Below are 21793 nucleotides of genomic sequence, written 5' to 3'. Positions count from 1 at the left end.
CCTATAAGTACATTTAATATTTTTCAAAAGTTAATGGTGCTATACTTATTTTGTTAAAATAACAGATTTATTAACAAGGGAGATTAGTATAATGGAATTTAATAATGTTACAGTCATTGGTGGGGGAATTCTTGGTTCTCAAATTGCTTATATGTCAGCATTTCATGGTAAAAACGTTACTATTTGGGGACGAAAAGAAAGTTCATTAGACAGTGCTAAAGAACGAGTTAGTCGTTGGGCTCAAGCAGTTAAGGAAGATTTAGGTGCTACTGAAAAACAATTAAATGATGCACAAGACCATCTTACTTATACTACTGACTTGTCACAAGTACTCAAAGATGCTGATTTAGTAATTGAAGCACTTCCAGAAAATGTTGAAATTAAGAAAGACTTTTATGAAAAGTTTGCTAAATTAGCTGATCCTAAAACAATTGTTGCTACTAATACATCAACCCTTTTACCTTCACAATTTGCTGATTATACTGGTCGCCCAGATAAATTTTTAGCTTATCATTTTGCCAATGAAATTTGGAAAAATAATACTGCTGAAATTATGTCACAAAGTAAAACTAGTAAAGAACTTCCTAAAATGTTTGAAAAATATTCAAGAGAAATTGGAATGGTTCCTTTACTTGTTAATAAGGAACAACCTGGATATATTTTAAATTCATTATTAGTTCCTTTCTTAACAGCAGGCGTTCAATTATGGGTTAAAGGAATTTCCGACCCTCAGACAATTGATAAAACTTGGATGATTGCTACAGGTTCACCTATGGGTCCTTTTGCTTTTATTGATATGATTGGATTACGTACCGTTTATGAGATTAATAAAATGACAAAAGACTCAACCTCACAAAAAGCTGCTGAATTACTTAAAAAGATGATTGATAAAGGTGAAATCGGAGTTGAATCTGGAAAGGGATTCTATACTTATCCTCATCCTGATTTTAAAAAGGCTGAATTTTTAAAATAAAACGTTTAGATAAAAAATATATATTTAACTAAATATTGCTTAAGAGCTAATTTCCAATTTGAAATTAGCTCTTTTTTAATTTCAGAAAATTAAACTTTATAGGAGTCTATTTAATCGATGTTACAATTACTATGATAGATAAAGTGTATTAAAGGAGCGGATTTTATGAATAATTTTGAATTTTCTGCCTGTACGAGTATTCTAGTCGGTAAAAATGCAACTACTGATGGAAGTACTCTAATTGGAAGAAATGAAGATTGTAAAGCAGCATGGCCAAAACGCTTTATAGTTAATGAACATCAAGTACTTGATAAACCCCAAAAGTTTGTTTCAAAAGACAACGGTTTTACTTTAGAGCTTCCTAAAGAACGAGGAAAATATACCTCAACTCCAGAATGGACTGATAAATATGGAGTTTTTGAAGAAGATGGAATCAATGAATACGGTGTTGCCATTAGTGCTACTGAAAGTACTTATGCTAATAACAAAGTATTAGGATTTGATCCGCTAGTTTCTAATGGTATTGGTGAGGAAGCAATTGTAACTGTTGTACTTCCCTACGTTAAGTCTGCAATTGAAGGGGTTAACCGACTTGGGGAAATCATCAACAAGTATGGTGCATCAGAAACTAACGGAATTTTAATTTCTGATTCTGAAAATGTTTGGTATTTTGAAATTGGATCTGGTCATCAGTGGGTCGCTCAACGAATTCCTGATGATAGTTATGCAGTAATAGCTAATCAAATGGCCATTCAAGATGTTAATTTTGATGATTCGGATAATTTTAAATGGTCTACTGATATTCAAAAATTTGTGGCTGATAATTCATTAAATCCTAATCGTCATGGATTTAATTTTAGAGAAATTTTTGGAACACAAAATCAATCAGATGCATACTACAATACTCCTCGAGTTTGGTATGGTCAAAAAATGTTTAATCCAGAAATTGAACAAGATCCGGAATCACAAAATTTACCCTTCATTCGTAAGAGTAAACAATTAATTTCAGTGTTTGATGCCCAAGATTTTCTGAGTTCACATTTCCAAGAAACGGTCTATGATCCTATTGGAAACGGGACTGAAGCACAAAAACATATGTTTAGACCAATTAGCCTTGCTAAAACTCAAGAATCGCATGTTTTACAATTATCAGCTAAATATCCAAAGGAAATTGGTGACATCCATTGGCTTTTAATGGGAGTGGGATCACAAAGTACATTTGTCCCCTTCTTTGCTGGAATTACAGATACCCCTAAGGAATATAAATACAAAGTTGGACATGATTATGATCATGAATCAGCATATTGGATCTTTAAATTAGTAGGAATTTTAATTGATCCACATTATCTTCAATTTAATGAGCAATTAAAAGACGTACAAAATCAATTGATTCAGCAATACATTGCTAATGTTAATGAAGCTCAAATTGCCTCATTAAATGAAAAACAAAATTTAACTGAATTGGCCAATCACTATAGTTTCAAATCAGCTAATCTTGCGTTAACTGCTTATCGAAATCTGGCGGCTAAATTTATTACAGCTTCGACCGATTTTTCACCTTTGAATTATCAACAAGATTTAAATTTATAAACTACTTATATAAGAAATGCGTGTATTAATGGGAAAAAGTAATAGTAAAAAAATGAGTGCTAATAAATTAGCGCTTATGATATTATCGTCAATCTTTGGATTTGCTAATGTAACTGTTGCTTATAATCAAATGGGATATGCTAGCATCATTTGGTATATCTTTGCTGCTTTGGTATTCTTTTTACCAAGTGGTTTGATGTTTGCTGAATATGGATCAGCATTTAGTGAGCAAAAAGGTGGGATTTATTCATGGTTGAAAAACTCTATCGGCGATCGTTTAGCTTTCATTGGTACTTTTATTTGGTTAGCTGGTTGGGTTATTTGGATGATTTCTGTTGCCAGTAAAGTTTGGATTCCGCTTTCAAATATCTTTTTTGGAACGGATAAAACTAATACTTGGCATTTACTAAGCTTTTTTAATTCCATGCAAACTATTGGAATTTTGGCAATTACTTGGGTAATTGTGGTTACCTTTTTTGCTAGTCAAGGTTTTAATCAATTGCTAAAGTATCTGGCATTGGGGGATTTTTCTCGATTATTTTACCAATTGCTTTTGTGGCGGTATCGGTTGTTGTATTAATTGTTAATCATGGTCATTTAGCCCGGCCAATTACAGGAATTAACTCTTTCATAAAATCGCCTAACATTCAATTTACTAATCCAATTGCCCTAATGTCTTTTATTGTTTATGCAATTTTTGCATATGGTGGAATGGAAACTACAGGTGGAATAGTTAATCAAGTTAATAATCCAAAAAAGAATTATCCTCGAGGAATTATTATTGCAGCAATTATAATGACTTTGACATATTCTTTTTCAATCTTCTTTGTTGGTGTAACAACTAACTGGAATAAAGTCTTGGGGAATGAAAAAGTTAATCTTGGAAATATTACCTATGTATTAGTTAATAATTTAGGGTTTGTTACTGCTAAAACGTTTGGATTATCGAATGGAATTGCAATTTTATTTGGTGATTGGTTTGCCCGCTTTGCTGGTCTAAGTATGTTTATTTCATACATTGGTGCTTTTTTTGTTTTAATCTATTCTCCATTGGAATCATTTCTAGAAGGAACTGACAAAAGAATTTGGCCAAAAAAATGGTCACATTGAATAAACATGATATGCCGGCTTTTACAATGTGGGCACAGGCTTTGATTGTTTCTTTTGTAATTTTTGCAATTTCATTTGGTGGTTCTGGAACTCAAAAATTTTATTTGATTTTAACTGATATGGGCAACATTTCAAGCGCAGTTCCTTACCTATTTTTAATCGGGGCATTTCCATTTTTTAAACGTCTTCAAGAAATTGATCGACCATTTGTTTTCTTTAAACCTGGTTGGAAAACTAACATAACTGTGATTATCATGATGTTCATAATTACCTTAGGAATAAGTTTTACTGCTATTCAACCAATTATTTCTAAAGACTTTGAAACAGCTTTTTGGACGATTATTGGTCCTCTATTTTTTGGTTTGCTTGGTTGGTTATTATATGAAAACGGAATTAGAAATATTAAATTGCTAGAAAAATAAGTATAAAAAAAGAACCTACAAATGTAAGTTCTTTTTTTATACTTATTAACGTTTTTTGAATGATTGCTTGATACGAGCAGCCTTTCCTTGACGATCGCGTAAGTAGTATAGTTTTGAACGACGAACTTTACCACGACGAATAACTTCAAGCTTAGCAACACGTGGCGAGTTTAATGGGAAGATTCTTTCTACCCCAACACCATTACTGATCTTACGAACAGTATAAGTAGCTTGAATTCCGGCACCATGACGTTTAATAACGACACCAGTAAAGTTTTGGATACGTTCTGTATCACCTTCAACAACCTTAACAGATACGTTAACAGTATCTCCGGCACGAAAATCAGGCATGTCTGAACGTAATTGTTCAGCGTTGATTTTTTCAATCAATTTGTTTTGACGCATAATAAATTCCCCTAACTAGCACTCTTATCTTTCCGACAGCGGAATACTGTTGATTTTTTTGGTATAAATACCAAATATTATTATAACATATAATAATCCTAAATCAAATTATTATTTTTTTCTTCCTCAATTCGCACTTCAGCTAGTAACCGTTTAGCATCTTTAGATAATTTACTATGATCAATCATTTCTGGTCGCTTAAGATATGTTTTTCGTAAAGACTCTTTTAAACGCCAATCAGCTATTTTTTGATGATCTCCACTTAAGAGTATCTTAGGGACTTTTTGCCCCCTAAAATCGGCTGGACGTGTGTATTGCGGGTATTCCAATAATCCATCAGAGAAAGAATCTCCAGGAGCAGATTGCGCGTTACCTAAAACACCAGGAATTAAACGTGAAACTGCATCAATCATTACTAAAGCTGGTAATTCACCACCAGTTAAAACAAAATTGCCTATTGAATATTCATCGGTCACAATTGATTTAATTCTTTCATCAAAACCTTCATAATGACCACAAATAAAAGTAAGATGTTCTTCTTTAGCTAATTCTTCTGCTATGTGTTGATTAAACTGTTTACCAGCTGGGTCAGTTAAAATAACTCGTCCCTTAGGAATTCCATTTTTTTTAGCAATTTTTTGAGTTTGTTGAAATGCATCGACAATTGGCTGAGGCTGAAGTAACATTCCCGCTCCACCACCATAAATTGTATCATCAACATTATGATGTTTATCAGCAGAATAATCTCTGAAGTTTGTAATTGAAACGTCTAATAAGCCACGATCAATTGCTTTACCAATTATTGAATCACTCAAAGGTCCCTCCAAAATACGAGGAAATAAACTTAAAATATCAACTTTCATGTTACTCAAGCCCTTCTAATACATCGACAATTATTTTATGATTTTTTAAATCAACATTTTTAATAACATCATCAATTTTTGGCAACAATAAATCAGGCTGATTATTACGCTTAACAACCCATACATCATTTGGACCTAATTCCATAATATCTTTTACTGTTCCAACTAACTCGCCATTTTCTTTAAAAACATCTAAACCAATAATTTCGTGATAAAAATAAGTATCAGGATCTAATTCTAAATTTTCTTGTTGTTCCCTAGTAATTTTTAATATTGATGGTTTCAAGAATGTAACATCATTAATTGAGTCTAAACCCTTAAAATGTATAAGAACAAAGTTTTTGTGTTTACGTTTTCCGTCAACTTCTAATTCAACAGTTTTTCCATCCTTTAAAAAAGCGGTAACTTTTTCTCCTTTTTTAAAACGTTGATCAGGAAAATCAGTAATCGGTTGAACTCGTAATTCGCCTTTTAATCCCTGTGTATTCACGATTTTTCCTACATCAAAGTATTCCATTATTCACCTCTAATTAAAAAAGAAACCCTTACATAAAAACAAAGTTTTATATAAGGGTTTCTTTTATTTACCACCATCAATAATAAGTTTAACCCTTTTATTGTCAGTAACATGTACACTATAAATAATAGTGCGAATTGTTTGCGCAACTCTGCCACGTTTACCAATCACTCGTCCAACATCTTTTGGATTAGTTGATAAGATGTATTCGTGAAAGTCAGAAGTCTCTTGATGATTGATTTTGACATCATCTGGGAACTTAACTAATGGTTTAATGATTTTTTTTATTAAATTATCAAAATTAATCATAATTAAATTTATTTTTTATCGGCTAACTTAATATCATGAAGTTTCTTCATGATACCAGCATCAGATAAAATGTTTTTAACAGTATCAGATGGTTTAGCACCCTTCTTCAACCAATCAAGAACATTTTCTTCTTTAAGAGTTACTTGGTCAACTTGAACAAGTGGGTTATAAGTACCAACATTTTCAATATAACGACCATCACGAGGACTACGTGAATCAGCAACTACAATACGGTAAAATGGGTTTTTCTTTGAACCCATACGTTTCAAACGGATTTTAACAGACATAACTACACCTCCTATTGATTTCTTAACAATATATAGTTTAACAATAATTTTTATAGATGTAAAGAGTTTTTTCTTTACACCTAATTACTTTCTTTTTTTCTTATTTTTTTTGCGCTTATTTTTTTTAATTTTTCGACTCATACGTTTCATAGCAAGACTAGATAACTTATTCATCCCTTTACCCATTCCTGTTTGTTGCATCATATTTTCCATTCCAGACATATTACCATTAGAAATTTGATTCATCATCTTCTTCATTTGATTGAATTGCTTAATCAAACGATTAACACTTTGAATTGGTTGAGCTGAACCCTTTGCAATTCGGCGACGTCGTGATGGATTTAGAACATCTGGGTTTTCACGTTCTTCATTAGTCATTGAATAAATAATTGCTTTAATTCGATCTAAATCTTTTGGATCCATATCTACGTTTTGTAAGGCAGGATTATTAGCCATCCCAGGAATCATAGCCATCAAATTTTTTAATGGTCCCATATTTTGAATTTGTTGAAGTTGATCAAGAAAATCATCAAAATTAAATGTATTTTCTTTCATTTTTTCGGCAAGTTCCATTGATTTTTTTTCATCAATGTTTTTTTTGGTCTTTTCGACTAATGATAAGACATCGCCCATTCCTAAAATTCTGGAAGCCATACGATCTGGATGGAAAACATCTAAATTATCCATCTTTTCACCTTGACCAGTGAAGAGAATTGGTTTACCAGTTACAGCTTTAATTGATAAAGCTGCACCACCACGTGTATCTCCATCTAATTTAGTTAAAACTACTCCAGTAATATCTAAAGCTTCGTTGAATCCTTCAGCCATATTAACAGCATTTTGCCCAGTCATAGCATCAACAACTAAAAGAATGTCAGTTGGTTTAGCAACTTCTTTGATTTCTTTTAGTTCATTCATTAATTTTTCGTCAATTTGTAATCGACCAGCAGTATCAATAAATACGTAATCATTATGATTTTCTTTTGCAACTTTTAAACCATCTTCAACAATTTTAACTGGGTTAACTTCAGTTCCTTCTTCAAAGACAGGAACATCAATTTGTTTACCAATTTGTTGAAGTTGTTCAATTGCAGCTGGACGATAAACGTCGGCCGCAATCATTAAAGGACGAGCATTGTCATCTTCCTTTAATATTTTAGCTAATTTACCAACTGTTGTTGTTTTACCAGCACCTTGGAGCCCAGCCATCATAATAATCGTTGGGATTTTATTTGATTTTTTTAAGGTAGTTGTTTCTCCACCCATCATTTCAGTTAATTCATCATCAACAATTTTAATGATTTGTTGTCCTGGGTTTAAACCTTCTAAGACATTTTCACCTTTAGCTTTAGCTTGTACTTTTTTTACAAAGTCACGAACTACGGTGAAATTAACATCGGCATCAAGTAATGCAAGCCGAATTTCACGCATAGTAGATCGCAAATCAGCTTCGGTAATTTGTCCTTTACCACGTAGTTTTCTGAAAGCCTCTTGCAGTTTACTACTTAATCCTTCAAAAGCCATATTTAAAACCTCTATTCTTCTTCAATTTCTTCTAATTTATCAATTAAACTATTTAGTGCTGAGTCTTTAGAATAAGAAACTTTAATCAAAGCTTCTAATTCGTCAACAACTTTATTTCGTTTAATAAATTTTTCATATAAGCCCATTTTTGATTCATAGTTTTCTAATGTTTTTTCAGTTCTTTTAATATTATCGTAAACTGCTTGTCTGCTAACATTAAAATTCTCTGAAATCTCACCTAATGATAAATCATCTGCATAATATTGCGAAATATAATCGGCTTGTTTTGTAGTTAATAAACAACCATAAAAGTCAAATAAAGCATTAATATAATTGTCACGAACTAGTTTAAGATCAAAATTTTTATCCATATTTATTCCTCAACTAATCCCTTAAACAAACCATAGACAAATTTTTCTGGATCAAATGTTTGCAAATCATCCACTGACTCACCTAAACCTACATACTTAACAGGAATTCCAATTTCATTTTTAATGGCAATTACGATACCACCTTTAGCAGTACCATCAAGCTTTGTTAAAACAATCCCGGAAATGTCAGCTACTTCTTTGAAAGTTTTAGCCTGACTCATTGCGTTTTGACCAATCGTTGCATCAATTACTAACAAAACTTCTTGTGGGGCTCCAGGAATTTTATTAGTGATAATTTTATTCATTTTGGCTAATTCTTTCATTAAATTGACTTTGTTTTGCAAACGTCCAGCCGTATCAATAAATAAAATATCATAATCATCTGACTTAGCTTTTTCCACAGCATCATAAACAACTGAAGCAGGATCGCTACCTTCTGATTTCTTGACAATATCAACATGATCACGTTTAGCCCATTCATCTAATTGTTGGATTGCTCCGGCACGGAATGTATCAGCAGCAGCTAAAAGGACTTTTTTGCCTTGTTTTTGGTATTTATGAGCCATTTTTCCAATTGTAGTAGTTTTTCCTGCACCATTTACTCCGATAAATAAGATAACTGTAGGACCATCAGGATTTTCTTTTAATTTATTTTCATCATTAGAAGGAGAATCATAAATTTCTACTAATTTTTGAATTACAAAATTTTGAACTTCTTTATGACCTTTTACATTATCTAGTTTAACAGCTTCCTTTAATTGATCACTAATTTGAGTTGCTGTTTGTACACCAACATCAGATTCGATAAGGGTATCTTCTAAATCATCAAAAAAATCTTCATCAACGTTTCTAAAATTTGCAAAAAGATGATTTAACTTTTCTCCAAAAGAAGATCTAGTTTTTTCCAATCCTTCTTCATAGCTTGCTTGATTTTCATCTTTTTGAGATTCTATTTCATCTATTTTTTCGTTATTTTCAACGATAGGTGTTACAGAATCATTGTCTTTTTCAGGTTGATTAAAATCACTGGGTTTAATTTCAGAATCAGCAGTTTCTTTTTTGCCCGATTCTGGTGATTCTTCATTATTTTCTTCATTTTCAGTTAATGTTTTTTGTTCATCCACTTTGTTTTCTTCATTTGATGTAGATTGGTTTTTATGTTTAAAAATATCAAATAATCCCATTACTATCTCCTATCCTTATGGTTAATCAAATCAACAGATACTAGTTTTGAAACCCCAGAATCTTGCATGGTAATTCCGAATAAATCATCTGCATAAATCATAGTTTCTTTTCTATGCGTAACAACAATAAATTGAGTTTCATTTTTTAGATTTTTGATGTACTTTGCAAAACAATCTACATTTGCTGGATCAAGTGCTGACTCTGCTTCATCTAAAATAACAAATGGAACTGGCTTAACTTCAATAATTGCGAATAATAAAGCTAATGCCGTTAACGCCTTTTCACCCCCAGATAGTAAAGTAATATTACGGTAGCGTTTTCCAGGAGGCTTAACTAGAATGTCGATTCCCGTTGTAAGCAAATGATGCGGTTCACTTAATTCAAGTTTAGCTTCTCCACCACCAAAAATATTTCTAAACACTTGACTAAAAGATGCAGAAATTTTGTTATATGCTTGTTCAAATCGAACTTTAACGGTTTCATCCATTTTGTCCATGATTGTTAATAATTGATTCTTCGCTTCAAGCAAATCGTTCATTTGATGCTGCATAAATTCATGGCGTTCTTTAATTTCCTGATAAGCTTCAATTGATCCAAGATTAACTGGTCCCAATTCAGAAATTTGTAATTGGATATTTTGAATCTCATTATTTAATTGATTTAAATTTAAATCTAATTTTTTGTAAATTTGATTACTATTATTTAGTTCATCAAATTTGGTCTTAATTCGACTTAAATTATGATCAACCACAGTTAATTGTGATTTAAACTGATTAAGATATTCATTATTCTCAATTAAATGATTTTGTTCTTGTCCAATTTTAGCATCTAATTGTTGTAGTTCAGTTCTTTTTGTATCTAGAATTTCTTTAGTTTGATTAAAATTATTCTCAGTTTCATTAATTTGGATTTGAATATCATGAGTATCGAAATGATTAACTTTACTAATTTCTGCTAACTTTTGTTTAATTTTTTTAATCAAATTTTTGGAATTAGTTTGATTAATTTCATTTTTGTCAATCTGCTGTTTTATATTTGAACAAATTTGATTAACGTTGCTAAGTCTTTCTTTTACAATTCCAATTTGTTGTTGTAAATCATTCTTAGAATTAAGTTCAACATTATAATCATGTTTTAAAAGTTCTAAATTAGAAGTCAAAGACTTATTACGGGATTGGTTATCATCAATTTGTTCCTGTAATTTTGTAATTTGTTGTTTTAAGTCTTCTGGCTGTTCAAATTCATTATCCCCACGATTGCCTAGTTTTAAATTTAATGCCTTTATTTCTCGTTCTATTTTATTTTTTTCATTTTCTTGCAAGCTTAAATTATTTTTTTCTAACATTAGTTTTGAACTTATTTCACTGGAATCTTGATAAACCATTCGTTTTTTTTCTTGATCATCTTTTAGTTTAAATTGAATTTCTTTTAGGTTTTGTTCACCCGAATTCAACTTTTCTTGCATACGTTGAACTTGATTTTTTAAGTTAATTAAATTATTTTTTTGCGTTAAAAGACCATCATTTTGACGTTGGTTTTCCCCCCCAGTAATTGATCCACCAGCATTAACAACATCTCCATCTAATGAAACTACTTTTACTCTGTGATTACAAATATTACTAATCTGAGTTGCTGATTTTAAAGAATCAGCAATAATTATTCCACCAAGCAAATGTTGTTTTACTTGCTTATATTTATCATCAATCTGGACTAAATCAGATGCGATCCCGATAAAACCATCAATTTGACGAACCTTTTGCAGAATCGTATCTGATACAAAACGATCAGTAATCCCATTAACTGGTAAAAGGGTTACACGCCCAAGTTTGTTTTTATTTAAATATGCAATTGCTTTACGTGCGTCGCTAACATTTTCTACAATTATCTGTTGAATAGCCGCACCAAGAGCAGTTTCAATTGCCTTAATATATTGATTATCGACATTTAAATAATCTCCGACCGCGCCAATAATTCCAGACAAATGTTCTTTTTGTTTTAATAAATTACGAGTTCCACGATACAAATTGTTATGATTTTCAAGTAAAGAAGCTAATCCATCTCGTTCAGTCTTTGCTTCTTGAAAAATTCTAAGAGCATCTAACCAATTAGCACGCATCGTTTCAACTCGATTTTCATCATTTTTTATTAGTGATTCGTATTTTTCGAGTTTCTTTGAAGCTTCAACCTCATTTTCTTTTAAAAGTTTAAGTTTAGAAATAATGTTATTAATCGATTCATTGATTGAATTTAATTGATCCTTTTTTTGTCTTAATTCTTGAAATAGCAATTTTGAGTTACTATCAGCTTGTTGACTTAGTTTTTCATTCATGCGCAAGTCATTACGAGTATCTGAAATTTTTTGCATTAATTCGACATATTTGGATCGACCCTTATTAATTTCTTTTTCTGTAAATAAAACATCTTTTTCTAATTGTTCGATTTTTAAAGTTTTTAATTTATTTTCAAGATTAGTAAGTTGTTGTTTTAATGATTCTTGGTTATCGGACTCCTTAGCTAATTGACCAGCCAATTTATTTTTATTAGAAATTAAATCATCTAATTGTTGCTGTAAATCATTTTGTTTTTGTAAATCAAATTTTTTTCTTTGTTCATTAAGTTTTTTTTCACTACTCAAATTTTCAAGTAATTTATTCTTTTCTAATAATTCACTTTGCAAATTTTCTTTATCAATATCTAATTGATTAATTTTTTGACTTAGTTTTTCTTTATTTAAGTTCAAATTATCAATTTCCTTAATCAATTGACCATGTTCAATTTGAACTTCTTTTAATTTGTTTTGAATTTTACTTTTTTCTTCAGAATTATTTTTTAAAACAAATTCGAATTTATTAAACTTTAATTCATTCAAATATTTATTTTTAGACAAATAGAGCGAAGCGATTTCGCTTTGCTCTTTCAAAGGGTTCATTTGTTTTTCAATTTCCCTAATAATATCAGAAATTCTGTCTAAATTTAATTGCGTATCTTCTAATTTTTTTTCTGATTCATTCTTTTGCTTTTTATAATGATAAACTCCCGCGGCCGTTTCGATAATTGTTCGTCTTTTTTGGACGTCATCATCTAAAATATCATCAACATTCCCTTGAGAAATAATTGACAATGAACCTTCTCCTAGACCTGTGTCCATAAATAGATTATGTATATCCCGTAGCAAACATTCATGATCATTAATTGAATAAATACTTTCGCCACTTCGATAGTATTTTCTTGTCACTTTTACTTCACTATAATCTGATTCTAAGAAATGCGATGTATTATCAAAAATCAAACTAACTTCTGCACGATTCAAAGGGTGTTGATCTTTTGAACCAGAAAAAATAACATCTTTCATTTTTTTACCACGAAGACTTTTAGCTGATTGTTCTCCTAATGCCCAACGTACGGCTTCAATAACATTACTTTTTCCACTACCATTTGGACCAACAATTCCAGTAAAACCGTTTTGAAAATCAATGTTAGTTTTATTAGCAAATGATTTAAAACCTGCTATTTGGATTGATTTTAATTTCAAAACAGATTCCTCACTTTATTATTGCAATTTTTGATCTTTAATTCCTAATTTGTCTAGAGCCATTTTAGAAGCTAGTTGTTCTGCGTTTTTCTTTGAATGACCTTCCCCTACTCCAAGCTCCTGATCATCAACAAATACAGCAACTTTAAACTGTCGATCATTATCAGGACCATTTTCATCTAATAGCTTATACTCAATTTTAACCGGACCGTTTATTTGAATAGCTTCTTGCAATTCAGTTTTGTGATCAAAGAATTCATCGAACCAACCTTCATCAAGTTTAGGGAAAATAACTAAATTACAAAAATGTTTAACTGTTTCAATTCCTTGATCAAGATATACTGCCCCAATAAATGATTCAAAAATATCACAAAGAAGTGAATCACGTTTTCTAGCGCCAGCTTTTTCCTCACCCTTACCTAAACGAATGTATTTATCAAAGTGACATTCACGAGCGAACCGACTAAAACTATGACGATTAACCATTGCAGCTCTTAATTTTGTCAATCGACCTTGTGGCATTTCAGGATAACGTTTAAAGATGTAGTCAGACACTACAAGTTGATAGACAGCATCACCTAAAAATTCTAATCTTTCATAGAATTTTAAATCTTGATCTGGATGCTCATTTACATATGAAGCTTGTGTGAAAGCCTCATCTAATAGTTCTTCATTATTAAATTTTATGTTATATTTATCTGCTAATTTATTATCAAATTCTTTTTGCACAGTATACTCCTCCGTAATTCCTAATCTAAGTATATCATTAAACGAAAAACTCTATCTAATATTAGACAGAGCTTTATTGATTTGTTATTTTGTTTCAGCGACTTTTGTAAAATGATTTTTTACTGATTCTACATAACCAGATTTTACAATTTCAGCGGCGTTAAATAAACAATTTTTAACTGTTTTAGCATCACTATTACCATGGCCCTTTACTACTGGATCTTTAATCCCTAATAAAACTGCACCACCATAACGTTTGTAATCCATTTTTTTAGCCATCTTTTTAAGACTATCTTTCATCAAGAAAGCACCTAATTTAGCTTTAAACCCACCATTTTTAATTGATTCCTTTAACAAACCTAATCCAGACATTGCAGTACCTTCAATCGCCTTAAGAACTGCATTTCCAGTAAAACCATCTGTAACAACAACATCGGCAACTCCATTTAACAATTCACGAGACTCGATGTTCCCGATAAAATTAATTTCACCATTTGCGTTCATTGATTGAAGTGCATCGTGCATTTTACGATGAATCATGTCACCCTTATCAGCTTCGGTTCCGTTATTAATTAATCCAATTCGAGGATTATTAACATGTCCAACTAGTTCTGAGTAATATTTTCCTAATAAAGCGTATTGTTCAATGTTGGTAACTTTTGCATCGGCATTAGCCCCTGCATCAACCATGGTAAATCCTTTATCGTTATTCATAACAGGCATTGTCGCCGTAAAACCAGGACGATCTATTCCTTTGATTCTACCAATAATTAACAAGGATGCAACTAATAATGCCCCTGTATTTCCAATGGAAACTAAGGCATCTGCTTTTCCGTCTTTGACAGCTTTAGCAGCTAAAACCAGACTTGAATTTTTTTTACGTTTAACTGCTCGAACTGGTTCATCTTCCATAGTAATTACTTCGTCAGCATGAATGATTTTAATGTTCTTTTCGTCTTTTAAAAGTGGTTTGATTTGTTTTTCATCACCAAATAATAAAAACTCGATATCGTCTCGACTATTACGAGCTAGTTCAACCCCTTCAACTACTGATTGTGGTGCATAATCTCCACCCATGGCGTCTACTGCAAGTTTAATCATATCTATCTTACTCCTTCAATCAAAAGATGTGTTCTCATTTAAAGTGGTTAAATTTTTTAATAATTCTTGATTTTCATCAAGATCTTTCCAGTTTTCGTTATCTGTAACCTGTTTAGCTACATCTTGAGCAGCACTAAGAATATTTAAATCTGCAATTGGATCTCCAACTTGAAAAGAAGGAAGCCCTGATTGCTGTTTTCCCAGCAAATCGCCCGGTCCTCTTAATTCTAAATCTTTTTGTGAAATAAAGAAACCATCTGTCGATGAGCTCATAACATTCATTCTTTTAATTCCAATTTCAGTTTTTGGATCAGCAATCAAAACGCAATAAGATTGCTGTGATCCGCGTCCAACTCTTCCACGTAATTGATGAAGTTGAGCCAGGCCAAAATGATCTGCATCAAAAATTACCATTACACTTGCATTTGAAACATCTACTCCAACTTCAACAACTGTTGTAGATACTAGAATTTGCGTTTTGTTATCTTTAAAATCCTGCATTACCGTATTTTTTTCGTTTTCATTTAATTTACCATGTAAAAGACCTACTTTGTATTTATTTCCAAAATATTGTTGGAATTTTTCAAAAGTCTCTATTACGTTTCGCATATCCATTACTTCTGATTCTTCAATCAAGGGAACAATTACATATGCTTGTTCGTTATTTTTAAGATGTTTTTGTAAAAAGTTAAGCATGGTTTTAATTTGTGAATTTTTAATCCAGGTTGTTTTAATTGGTTTTCGTCCACCTGGTAACTCATCTATAACAGACACATCCATTTCTCCATATGCAGTAATCGATAAAGTCCTAGGAATTGGTGTAGCAGTCATCGATAAAACATTTGTTGCTTTGCCTTTTTCACGCATTTTTCGTCTTTGATTGACACCAAAACGATGTTGTTCATCAATTACTGCTAAACCTAAATCGTTATATTTAACTTTATCTTGAAATAAAGCATGTGTTCCAATAATTAAATTAATTTCTCCATTTTTAATTCTAGGAAGCATTTGTTTCCTAGCAGAAGCAGGTGTAGCTCCAGTTAATAATGCAATATTAACATCTGTCCCAGCAAATAGTTTAGCCAATCCATTAGCATGTTGTTCAGCCAAAATCTCAGTTGGAGCTAACATTACCGCCTGTTTTCCCGAGAGAATTGTAGATAAAATGGCAATTGCAGCAACGACTGTCTTTCCACTTCCGACGTCTCCTTGCAACAATCGATTCATAACATAAGGTCTATGTAAATCAGCTAAAATTTCATTAACTACACAATCTTGTGCCCCCGTTAGATGATACGGCAATTTCTCAATAAAGGGCATTAAGGTTAATTTATCAGCCATAATTCGGGCATCTTTATTTTTCTGGTGATTAGTCTTAATGGTCTGTAGTTGCATTTGAAATAAAAAAAATTCATTAAACTTAGCCGTTCTTAATGCTGCTTTAACATCATCATGGTTTTTCGGAAAATGTAGGTCATGAATAACCTTTTTAAAAGATTCGAGACGAAACTTATCAATAATCCATTTAGGGACAAAATCGTCAATTACATCATAATATTCTGTAAAAGCCTGTTGAATGATTTGCTGTAATGTTTTTTGAGTTATCTTGTTATTAACAGAATAAATAGCACTAAAATTATTTTTGCTATTTGATTTCATTAATTTGATTCCAGTCATCGATTTTGAAACAGCATTAAATTTACCATGAACTAAAACTTTATGACCAATTTGTAATTGTTTTTTAAGCCATGCTTGATTAAAAAAGGTAACCGGAATAACATCATGATCTATTAATAAATGAACTGTTAAACGACTTTTTCGACGACCATAGAAACTAATAGTAGGTTCAGCAGCAATTTCACCTTTTAAAGTTACTGTTTGCTGATCAACAATCTCTTGAATTTCTTTTGGTACAAAATCTTCATACCGAAAAGGAAAATACGTTAATAAATCAAAAATAGTATGAATATCCAAATCAAATAAAGCCTCTTGTTTTTTAGGGCCTACACCATTTAAAGTTGAAACCGAATCAGTAAGATTCTTCATAGGTTTCCTCCTTATAGAAGAAAAAACTGCCAATCATAAATGATTGGCAGTTTTTGATGTTTTTATTCAACAGAGATAAGTAATGGATATACTGGTTGATCTCCTTCATGGATTTCAACTTCAAGTTCAGGATTAATTTCGATTGCTTTTGCCTCAATTTGATCTGCATCTGATTGAGTTGCACCCTCACCAAAAATAATGGTTACATTTTCACTGTCTTCATCTAACATTTTTGTCAACATTGAAATTGTTGCATCATTTAAAGTATCTTCAATAATTTCAATTTTACCATCAACAATTCCCATGTAACTGCCTTTTTTAATATCAAGACCATTAATCTTTGTATCACGAACTGCAGCTGTAACTTGACCACTTTTAACTGAATCTAGTGAATCATCCATTTCATTCTGATTTTCTTCAATTGAAGCGGCTGGATTAAAAGAAAACATCGCCGTTAAACCTTGTTGAATGGTTTTAGTATGAATAACTTTCATTGGTATATCAGTTAAACTTTCAGCTTGTTCAGCAGCCAAAAAAATATTCTTATTGTTTGGTAAAACAATTGCTTTTTTTGCATTTGAATTGTTAACCGCATTAACAATATCTTCAGTACTTGGATTCATGGTTTGACCACCACTAATAATGTTAGTTACCCCAAGGCTTTTAAATAATTCTTCAAGACCTTTACCAGCTACCACAGAGATTACAGCTATCTCTTTTGGACTTTCTTTTTTATCAGTTATTGGTTGATGTTCAATTTCTTCATCATTTTCCATGATTTCTTCTTGCTGACTACGCATGTTATCAATCTTGATGTTAATTAAATCACCAAATTTTTGTCCCCAAGTTAATACTTTACCTGGATGCTCAGTATGAATGTGAACTTTAGCAACTTCATCATCATTTATAACCAGCAATGAGTCACCAAGTGGAGCTAAGTAGTTATAAAAGGTATCATAGTCAAATTTTTTCTCAACTTCTTTACCTTTACCAAATCTAACTGTCATTTGAGTACAATATCCATAGATAATGTCTTCAGGATTTAATTGTCCTTGAGCACTTTCATGATGGTCTTCATTGACCATTTGATCCATTTGATTTGCTTTAACATTGAATTTTTCATGAACATCAGTTGAAGCTTCCCGGCCATTTAAAATGTCAGCAAAAGCTTCAAACACAAATGTAAGACCTTGTCCACCAGAATCAACTACTCCTACTTGTTTAAGTACTGGAAGTAATTCAGGCGTCTTAGCCAGAGCCTCTTGGGCACCATTTTTAATTGCATCCATTACTCGGGCACAATCATCAGTTTCTTCTGCAGCATGATGACCAGCATTAGCTGCATATCTTACTACTGTCAAAATCGTTCCTTCAGTAGGTTTCATAACTGATTTATAAGCAGTCTTAGCTCCCGCAGTAACAGCATTAGCAAGTTCATGCGCATTTAAAGTGGTCTTTCCTTCAACGTCTTTTGAAAATCCACGGAAAATTTGAGATAAAATAACCCCAGAGTTTCCACGGGCTCCCATCAAAAGACCCTTAGCTAAAGCTGAAGCTTTTCCACCAACTGTGTTATCAGTAGATTTACTAACATATTTAGCTCCACTTTCCATTGAAAGACTCATATTTGTACCGGTATCGCCATCGGGAACCGGGAAAACATTTAAAGAATTAATAAATTCTGCATTATTTTTTAGCACGACCGATGCAGCTTGAACCATTTGGTCGAACTCTTTAGTCGTAATCTTAGTTACTGGCACTATTATCCAATCTCCCTTTTAATTCAAACTAATTAATCGTTAATTACTTTTACACCTTGGACAATTACATTTACTGCATCAGCAGTAACCCCAAGCATTGTTTCTAAATTATATTTAACTTTATCTTGTACAGTACGTGATACTTCAGAAATCTTTGTTCCGTAGCTCACGATGATATTGACATCTACTTCAATCTTGTCTTGTACTTGACGAACAACAACTCCACGTGAATATGCATCTCTACGTAAAATTTCGTTCATGTTGTCTTTTATTTGATTTTTACTTGCCATACCGACAACACCATAGTTATCAGTTGCTGCACCACCAACAACGGTTGCAATAACATCATTATCAATGTTGATGGAGCCGTATTGAGTATTCATCTTAACAGCCATCGTGTAAGCATCTCCTTATTTACAAGTTAATCTCGATACCCTATCTTAACATATTGATAATTAAAACCAAAATTATTTATTATTATTAGGGTGTCAAGTACAAATACTTGAAAGAAAGATTGCAATTAAAGTCCAAATATGCTAAATTTAGACATGTAGTTTAATACGCTCTAATTTAAAATAAAAGGAGGGATGTTTTCATGGCTAAAGATGCATTAACAGGAAAAAGAACCCACTTTGGTAATCGTCGTTCACACGCTTTAAACTCTTCAAGAAGAAGTTGGAAGCCAAACCTTCAAAAGGTTCGTATTTTAGTAGATGGTAAACCAAAACGCGTTTGGTTGAGTGCTAGAACATTAAAATCTGGTAAATTCAAGCGTGTATAATATCTATACGTTTAATTAATTAATTAAAACAAAAAAGAAGTAATCGAAATGATTACTTCTTTTTTGTTTTGGTTAATTTTAATCTTTACTTTGAATCACGGTCAATATACCTTTATCAAATTCAAAAGTTGCATGATTATGCATAAATTCATTACTAGAAAAAGAAGTCGGTATTAAGACTAAATGGTCCTTCAAAGTATACATTTCATCAAATAAAGTTAAATGACAATTTTCAAAATTAACAAAATCTAGGTATTTCATCCCATTTATTTTATCAATTTGATGTTTTCCTGGTTTGAAAAAACGCACACAGTTTTGTTGATCTAAAAGAGTTACTTTTTCAACGACCGAATTAAAGATCGGCTTTTGTAACATCAATAAATTGGTCATTAACTGATCAAGACGTCCTCCAGAAAATCCATAAATATCAATTTCAGATTCTGGGAAATGTTTCATTACATATTTAATTGCAATTTCAGTATCAGTTTCGTCTTTAATTGGATTAGAGCGATGAATGGAACTAATCTGAGCTTCAATTAATTTCATCTCAGCATGGTTGACTGAATCAAAGTCACCAACTGCAGCAAGCGGGGTAATCCCTAATTCAAGCAATTTTAACGCGCCACGGTCAACCCCAATAAATGGTCCTTTAATTTTGCCATTTACTAATTCAGTTGGCCATTCTGTTTTAGGACCACCAACTAATAAATTAATTTTTTGCATAATTTAGAAATCCGTTGCTTTTTTAATCGCGTTAATTCTTTCAGCAGGATCTGGTGCATCAAAAACATATGAACCTGCAACAGCGACATTAGCCCCAGCTTCGTAAGCTTTAACAACTGTTTTATCGTTAACTCCACCATCAATTTCAATCTCAAAATTAAGGTTTTCTTTTTCGTTTCTAAGCTTGTTCAATTCTGCAATTTTTTCAATTGTTTCTGGAATGAATTTCTGTCCACCAAAACCTGGGTTAACAGTCATAACTAACACTTGGTCAACCATATATAAAATTGGTTCAATTAAGCTAACTGGAGTACCTGGATTAATTACTACTTCAGCTTTAACACCATGATCTTTAATCATTTGAAGGGCGCGATGGATATGTTGAGTTGCTTCAACATGAACTCCAATTAAATCTGCCCCATTTTTGGCAAAAACATCAATGTACCGTTCAGGATTTTCAATCATCAAATGACAATCTAATTCCATATTTGTAATGGGACGAATAGCTTTAACCCAGTTTGGTCCATAAGAAATTGAAGGAACAAACATTCCATCCATAATATCGATGTGTAAAACTTCAGCCCCAGCTTTATCTACTTCTTCAATTGATTTTTGAAGATTTACATAATCAGCACTTAAAATTGAAGGTGCAACTTTAATCATTTTTATTTCCCCTTTTTCGTTTATAAATAATTTTTTGACTCTTAATTAATGCATATTGTTTGAGATAGTCATCGTACCTACTCGTTAGAATTGTACCATTTTCTACGCCTTTTTTCACTGCGCAACCTGGTTCGTTAATATGCGAACATTCTCTGAATTTACATTCATTGGCTACTCGGACAAACTCTGGGAAATAATTTTTTAATTCAGCTAATTTAATACCAGCTGCTTCAAATGAAGAAAATCCTGGCGTATCCGCAATAATCCCGTTGTTAATCGTCAAAAAAGAAACTTTACGAGTGGTATGTTTACCCCGACTTAATGCTTTAGAAACCTCACCAGTTTCTAAATTCAAACTAGGATCAAGATGATTTAAAAGAGTTGATTTCCCTGCTCCAGTTTGTCCCATGATTACAGACTGTTTATTTTTCAAAAGATCACGTAATACTTGAAAATTTTTAGCTTGGTCTGGAGAATAGATTACTTGATAACCTACTTTGTTTTCATAATCACGAGCAATTTGAGAGAAATAATCAACTTGTTTTTCAGAAACTAAATCTAGCTTAGAAAAGTAAATAATCGGAGTAATATGTTCTTTTTCTAAAGCAACTAGTTCTTTATCTAATAAAATTTCAGAAAAATCAGGTTCAATTACTGAAACAACCACAATTGCTTGACCAGTATTAGCAATTGGAGGTCTGACTAAAGAGTTTTTTCGGGGCATGATTTTTAAAATATAACCTTCAGTCCCATTTGTAACATCAAATTCGACTTCATCACCAACCAAAGGCTTAATTAAACGTTTACGAAAGTTTCCCCGAGCTCTGGTTCGATAAATTTGACCATCAGAATTAACATCATAAAAACCACTTAATGATTGGTAAATCTTACCTGTTTTCATA

Annotated in this window: 20 protein-coding genes and 1 pseudogene; 4 read left to right on the top strand and 17 right to left on the bottom strand. The window is 31.9% G+C overall.

The window, feature by feature from the left end; all coding sequences use genetic code 11:
- Nucleotides 1-91: 91 nt before the first annotated feature.
- The 3 genes and pseudogenes from PY770_RS03610 to yjeM all read left to right on the top strand — a co-directional run bounded on the left by PY770_RS03610 (nucleotide 92) and on the right by yjeM (nucleotide 4095).
- Nucleotides 92-973 carry a 3-hydroxyacyl-CoA dehydrogenase gene (locus tag PY770_RS03610; protein ID WP_163601131.1) on the top strand — a complete coding sequence of 294 codons (882 nt, stop codon included), beginning with the start codon at nucleotides 92-94 and terminating at the stop codon, nucleotides 971-973.
- Between the two features lie 165 nt (nucleotides 974-1138).
- Nucleotides 1139-2563 carry a C69 family dipeptidase gene (locus tag PY770_RS03605; RefSeq protein WP_163601130.1) on the top strand — a complete coding sequence of 475 codons (1425 nt, stop codon included), beginning with the start codon at nucleotides 1139-1141 and terminating at the stop codon, nucleotides 2561-2563.
- Between the two features lie 28 nt (nucleotides 2564-2591).
- Nucleotides 2592-4095: pseudogene (gene yjeM / locus PY770_RS03600) on the top strand (glutamate/gamma-aminobutyrate family transporter YjeM).
- A gap of 45 nt (nucleotides 4096-4140) precedes the next feature.
- Here yjeM and rplS read toward each other — a convergent pair.
- The 14 genes from rplS to PY770_RS03530 all read right to left on the bottom strand — a co-directional run bounded on the left by rplS (nucleotide 4141) and on the right by PY770_RS03530 (nucleotide 19119).
- Nucleotides 4141-4500 (bottom strand): 50S ribosomal protein L19, encoded by a 360-nt coding sequence (gene rplS, locus PY770_RS03595; RefSeq protein WP_056957582.1) that lies wholly within the window; start codon nucleotides 4498-4500, stop codon nucleotides 4141-4143.
- A 98-nt stretch (nucleotides 4501-4598) separates the two neighbouring features.
- Nucleotides 4599-5363: a tRNA (guanosine(37)-N1)-methyltransferase TrmD gene (trmD, locus tag PY770_RS03590; protein WP_014081966.1), complete on the bottom strand. Its 765-nt coding sequence runs from the start codon at nucleotides 5361-5363 to the stop codon at nucleotides 4599-4601.
- Nucleotide 5364: 1 nt separating this feature from the next.
- Nucleotides 5365-5880, bottom strand: a complete 516-nt coding sequence (rimM, locus tag PY770_RS03585) for a ribosome maturation factor RimM (RefSeq protein ID WP_014081965.1) — start codon at nucleotides 5878-5880, stop codon at nucleotides 5365-5367.
- 63 nt (nucleotides 5881-5943) lie between these two features.
- Nucleotides 5944-6189, bottom strand: a complete 246-nt coding sequence (locus PY770_RS03580) for a KH domain-containing protein (protein ID WP_103428748.1) — start codon at nucleotides 6187-6189, stop codon at nucleotides 5944-5946.
- Nucleotides 6190-6197: 8 nt separating this feature from the next.
- A complete protein-coding gene (gene rpsP, locus PY770_RS03575) occupies nucleotides 6198-6476 on the bottom strand; it encodes a 30S ribosomal protein S16 (protein WP_014081963.1) in 279 nt (92 codons plus the stop codon).
- 84 nt (nucleotides 6477-6560) lie between these two features.
- Nucleotides 6561-8000 carry a signal recognition particle protein gene (gene ffh, locus PY770_RS03570; RefSeq protein ID WP_139562300.1) on the bottom strand — a complete coding sequence of 480 codons (1440 nt, stop codon included), beginning with the start codon at nucleotides 7998-8000 and terminating at the stop codon, nucleotides 6561-6563.
- 11 nt (nucleotides 8001-8011) lie between these two features.
- Nucleotides 8012-8371: a putative DNA-binding protein gene (locus tag PY770_RS03565; protein ID WP_014081961.1), complete on the bottom strand. Its 360-nt coding sequence runs from the start codon at nucleotides 8369-8371 to the stop codon at nucleotides 8012-8014.
- Between the two features lie 2 nt (nucleotides 8372-8373).
- A complete protein-coding gene (gene ftsY, locus PY770_RS03560) occupies nucleotides 8374-9555 on the bottom strand; it encodes a signal recognition particle-docking protein FtsY (RefSeq protein WP_275045782.1) in 1182 nt (393 codons plus the stop codon).
- Between the two features lie 2 nt (nucleotides 9556-9557).
- Nucleotides 9558-13088, bottom strand: coding sequence for a chromosome segregation protein SMC (smc, locus tag PY770_RS03555; protein ID WP_275045781.1), 3531 nt, complete (start codon nucleotides 13086-13088; stop codon nucleotides 9558-9560).
- Nucleotides 13089-13106: 18 nt separating this feature from the next.
- Nucleotides 13107-13817, bottom strand: a complete 711-nt coding sequence (gene rnc, locus PY770_RS03550) for a ribonuclease III (protein ID WP_056957586.1) — start codon at nucleotides 13815-13817, stop codon at nucleotides 13107-13109.
- Between the two features lie 84 nt (nucleotides 13818-13901).
- On the bottom strand, nucleotides 13902-14915 hold the full coding sequence (gene plsX / locus PY770_RS03545) for a phosphate acyltransferase PlsX (protein ID WP_275046097.1): 1014 nt from the start codon (nucleotides 14913-14915) through the stop codon (nucleotides 13902-13904).
- 18 nt (nucleotides 14916-14933) lie between these two features.
- Entirely contained in the window at nucleotides 14934-16964 is a 2031-nt protein-coding gene (recG, locus tag PY770_RS03540) for an ATP-dependent DNA helicase RecG (RefSeq protein WP_163601126.1), read from the bottom strand.
- A 62-nt stretch (nucleotides 16965-17026) separates the two neighbouring features.
- Nucleotides 17027-18724 carry a DAK2 domain-containing protein gene (locus PY770_RS03535; protein ID WP_163601125.1) on the bottom strand — a complete coding sequence of 566 codons (1698 nt, stop codon included), beginning with the start codon at nucleotides 18722-18724 and terminating at the stop codon, nucleotides 17027-17029.
- 32 nt (nucleotides 18725-18756) lie between these two features.
- Entirely contained in the window at nucleotides 18757-19119 is a 363-nt protein-coding gene (locus tag PY770_RS03530; RefSeq protein WP_014081954.1) for an Asp23/Gls24 family envelope stress response protein, read from the bottom strand.
- A gap of 200 nt (nucleotides 19120-19319) precedes the next feature.
- Between PY770_RS03530 and rpmB the strand changes: the two genes are divergently transcribed.
- A complete protein-coding gene (gene rpmB, locus PY770_RS03525) occupies nucleotides 19320-19505 on the top strand; it encodes a 50S ribosomal protein L28 (RefSeq protein ID WP_014081953.1) in 186 nt (61 codons plus the stop codon).
- A gap of 78 nt (nucleotides 19506-19583) precedes the next feature.
- Here rpmB and PY770_RS03520 read toward each other — a convergent pair whose 3' ends face one another.
- Genes PY770_RS03520 through rsgA form a run of 3 tightly spaced genes read right to left on the bottom strand, consistent with a single transcriptional unit; the run spans nucleotide 19584 to nucleotide 21792 of the window.
- Nucleotides 19584-20228, bottom strand: a complete 645-nt coding sequence (locus PY770_RS03520) for a thiamine diphosphokinase (protein WP_014081952.1) — start codon at nucleotides 20226-20228, stop codon at nucleotides 19584-19586.
- Nucleotides 20229-20231: 3 nt separating this feature from the next.
- Complete coding sequence (gene rpe / locus PY770_RS03515; protein WP_103428742.1) at nucleotides 20232-20891, bottom strand: ribulose-phosphate 3-epimerase; 660 nt, start codon at nucleotides 20889-20891, stop codon at nucleotides 20232-20234.
- Complete coding sequence (gene rsgA, locus PY770_RS03510) at nucleotides 20884-21792, bottom strand: ribosome small subunit-dependent GTPase A (RefSeq protein ID WP_103428741.1); 909 nt, start codon at nucleotides 21790-21792, stop codon at nucleotides 20884-20886. Before rsgA ends, rpe begins: the two co-directional genes overlap by 8 nt.
- Between the last annotated feature and the right edge of the window lies 1 nt (nucleotide 21793).

This window comes from Fructilactobacillus sanfranciscensis, assembly GCF_029023685.1.
Taxonomy (GTDB): Bacteria; Bacillota; Bacilli; order Lactobacillales; family Lactobacillaceae; genus Fructilactobacillus; species Fructilactobacillus sanfranciscensis.
Note: the sequence above shows the minus strand (reverse complement) of the source record. Positions and strands in the feature narration are given on the sequence as shown.

What these genes read in the sequence shown, in the direction of transcription:
- rimM (WP_014081965.1), bottom strand. Translation starts at nt 5,880, where the DNA reads ATGGAATACTTTGATGTAGGAAAAATCGTGAATACACAGGGATTAAAA.
- PY770_RS03520 (WP_014081952.1), bottom strand. Translation starts at nt 20,228, where the DNA reads ATGCAAAAAATTAATTTATTAGTTGGTGGTCCTAAAACAGAATGGCCA.
- rpe (WP_103428742.1), bottom strand. Translation starts at nt 20,891, where the DNA reads ATGATTAAAGTTGCACCTTCAATTTTAAGTGCTGATTATGTAAATCTT.
- rsgA (WP_103428741.1), bottom strand. Translation starts at nt 21,792, where the DNA reads ATGAAAACAGGTAAGATTTACCAATCATTAAGTGGTTTTTATGATGTT.
- PY770_RS03580 (WP_103428748.1), bottom strand. Translation starts at nt 6,189, where the DNA reads ATGATTAATTTTGATAATTTAATAAAAAAAATCATTAAACCATTAGTT.
- rpmB (WP_014081953.1), top strand. Translation starts at nt 19,320, where the DNA reads ATGGCTAAAGATGCATTAACAGGAAAAAGAACCCACTTTGGTAATCGT.
- ffh (WP_139562300.1), bottom strand. Translation starts at nt 8,000, where the DNA reads ATGGCTTTTGAAGGATTAAGTAGTAAACTGCAAGAGGCTTTCAGAAAA.
- recG (WP_163601126.1), bottom strand. Translation starts at nt 16,964, where the DNA reads ATGAAGAATCTTACTGATTCGGTTTCAACTTTAAATGGTGTAGGCCCT.
- PY770_RS03530 (WP_014081954.1), bottom strand. Translation starts at nt 19,119, where the DNA reads ATGGCTGTTAAGATGAATACTCAATACGGCTCCATCAACATTGATAAT.
- PY770_RS03610 (WP_163601131.1), top strand. Translation starts at nt 92, where the DNA reads ATGGAATTTAATAATGTTACAGTCATTGGTGGGGGAATTCTTGGTTCT.
- ftsY (WP_275045782.1), bottom strand. Translation starts at nt 9,555, where the DNA reads ATGGGATTATTTGATATTTTTAAACATAAAAACCAATCTACATCAAAT.
- rplS (WP_056957582.1), bottom strand. Translation starts at nt 4,500, where the DNA reads ATGCGTCAAAACAAATTGATTGAAAAAATCAACGCTGAACAATTACGT.
- trmD (WP_014081966.1), bottom strand. Translation starts at nt 5,363, where the DNA reads ATGAAAGTTGATATTTTAAGTTTATTTCCTCGTATTTTGGAGGGACCT.
- rpsP (WP_014081963.1), bottom strand. Translation starts at nt 6,476, where the DNA reads ATGTCTGTTAAAATCCGTTTGAAACGTATGGGTTCAAAGAAAAACCCA.
- PY770_RS03605 (WP_163601130.1), top strand. Translation starts at nt 1,139, where the DNA reads ATGAATAATTTTGAATTTTCTGCCTGTACGAGTATTCTAGTCGGTAAA.
- PY770_RS03565 (WP_014081961.1), bottom strand. Translation starts at nt 8,371, where the DNA reads ATGGATAAAAATTTTGATCTTAAACTAGTTCGTGACAATTATATTAAT.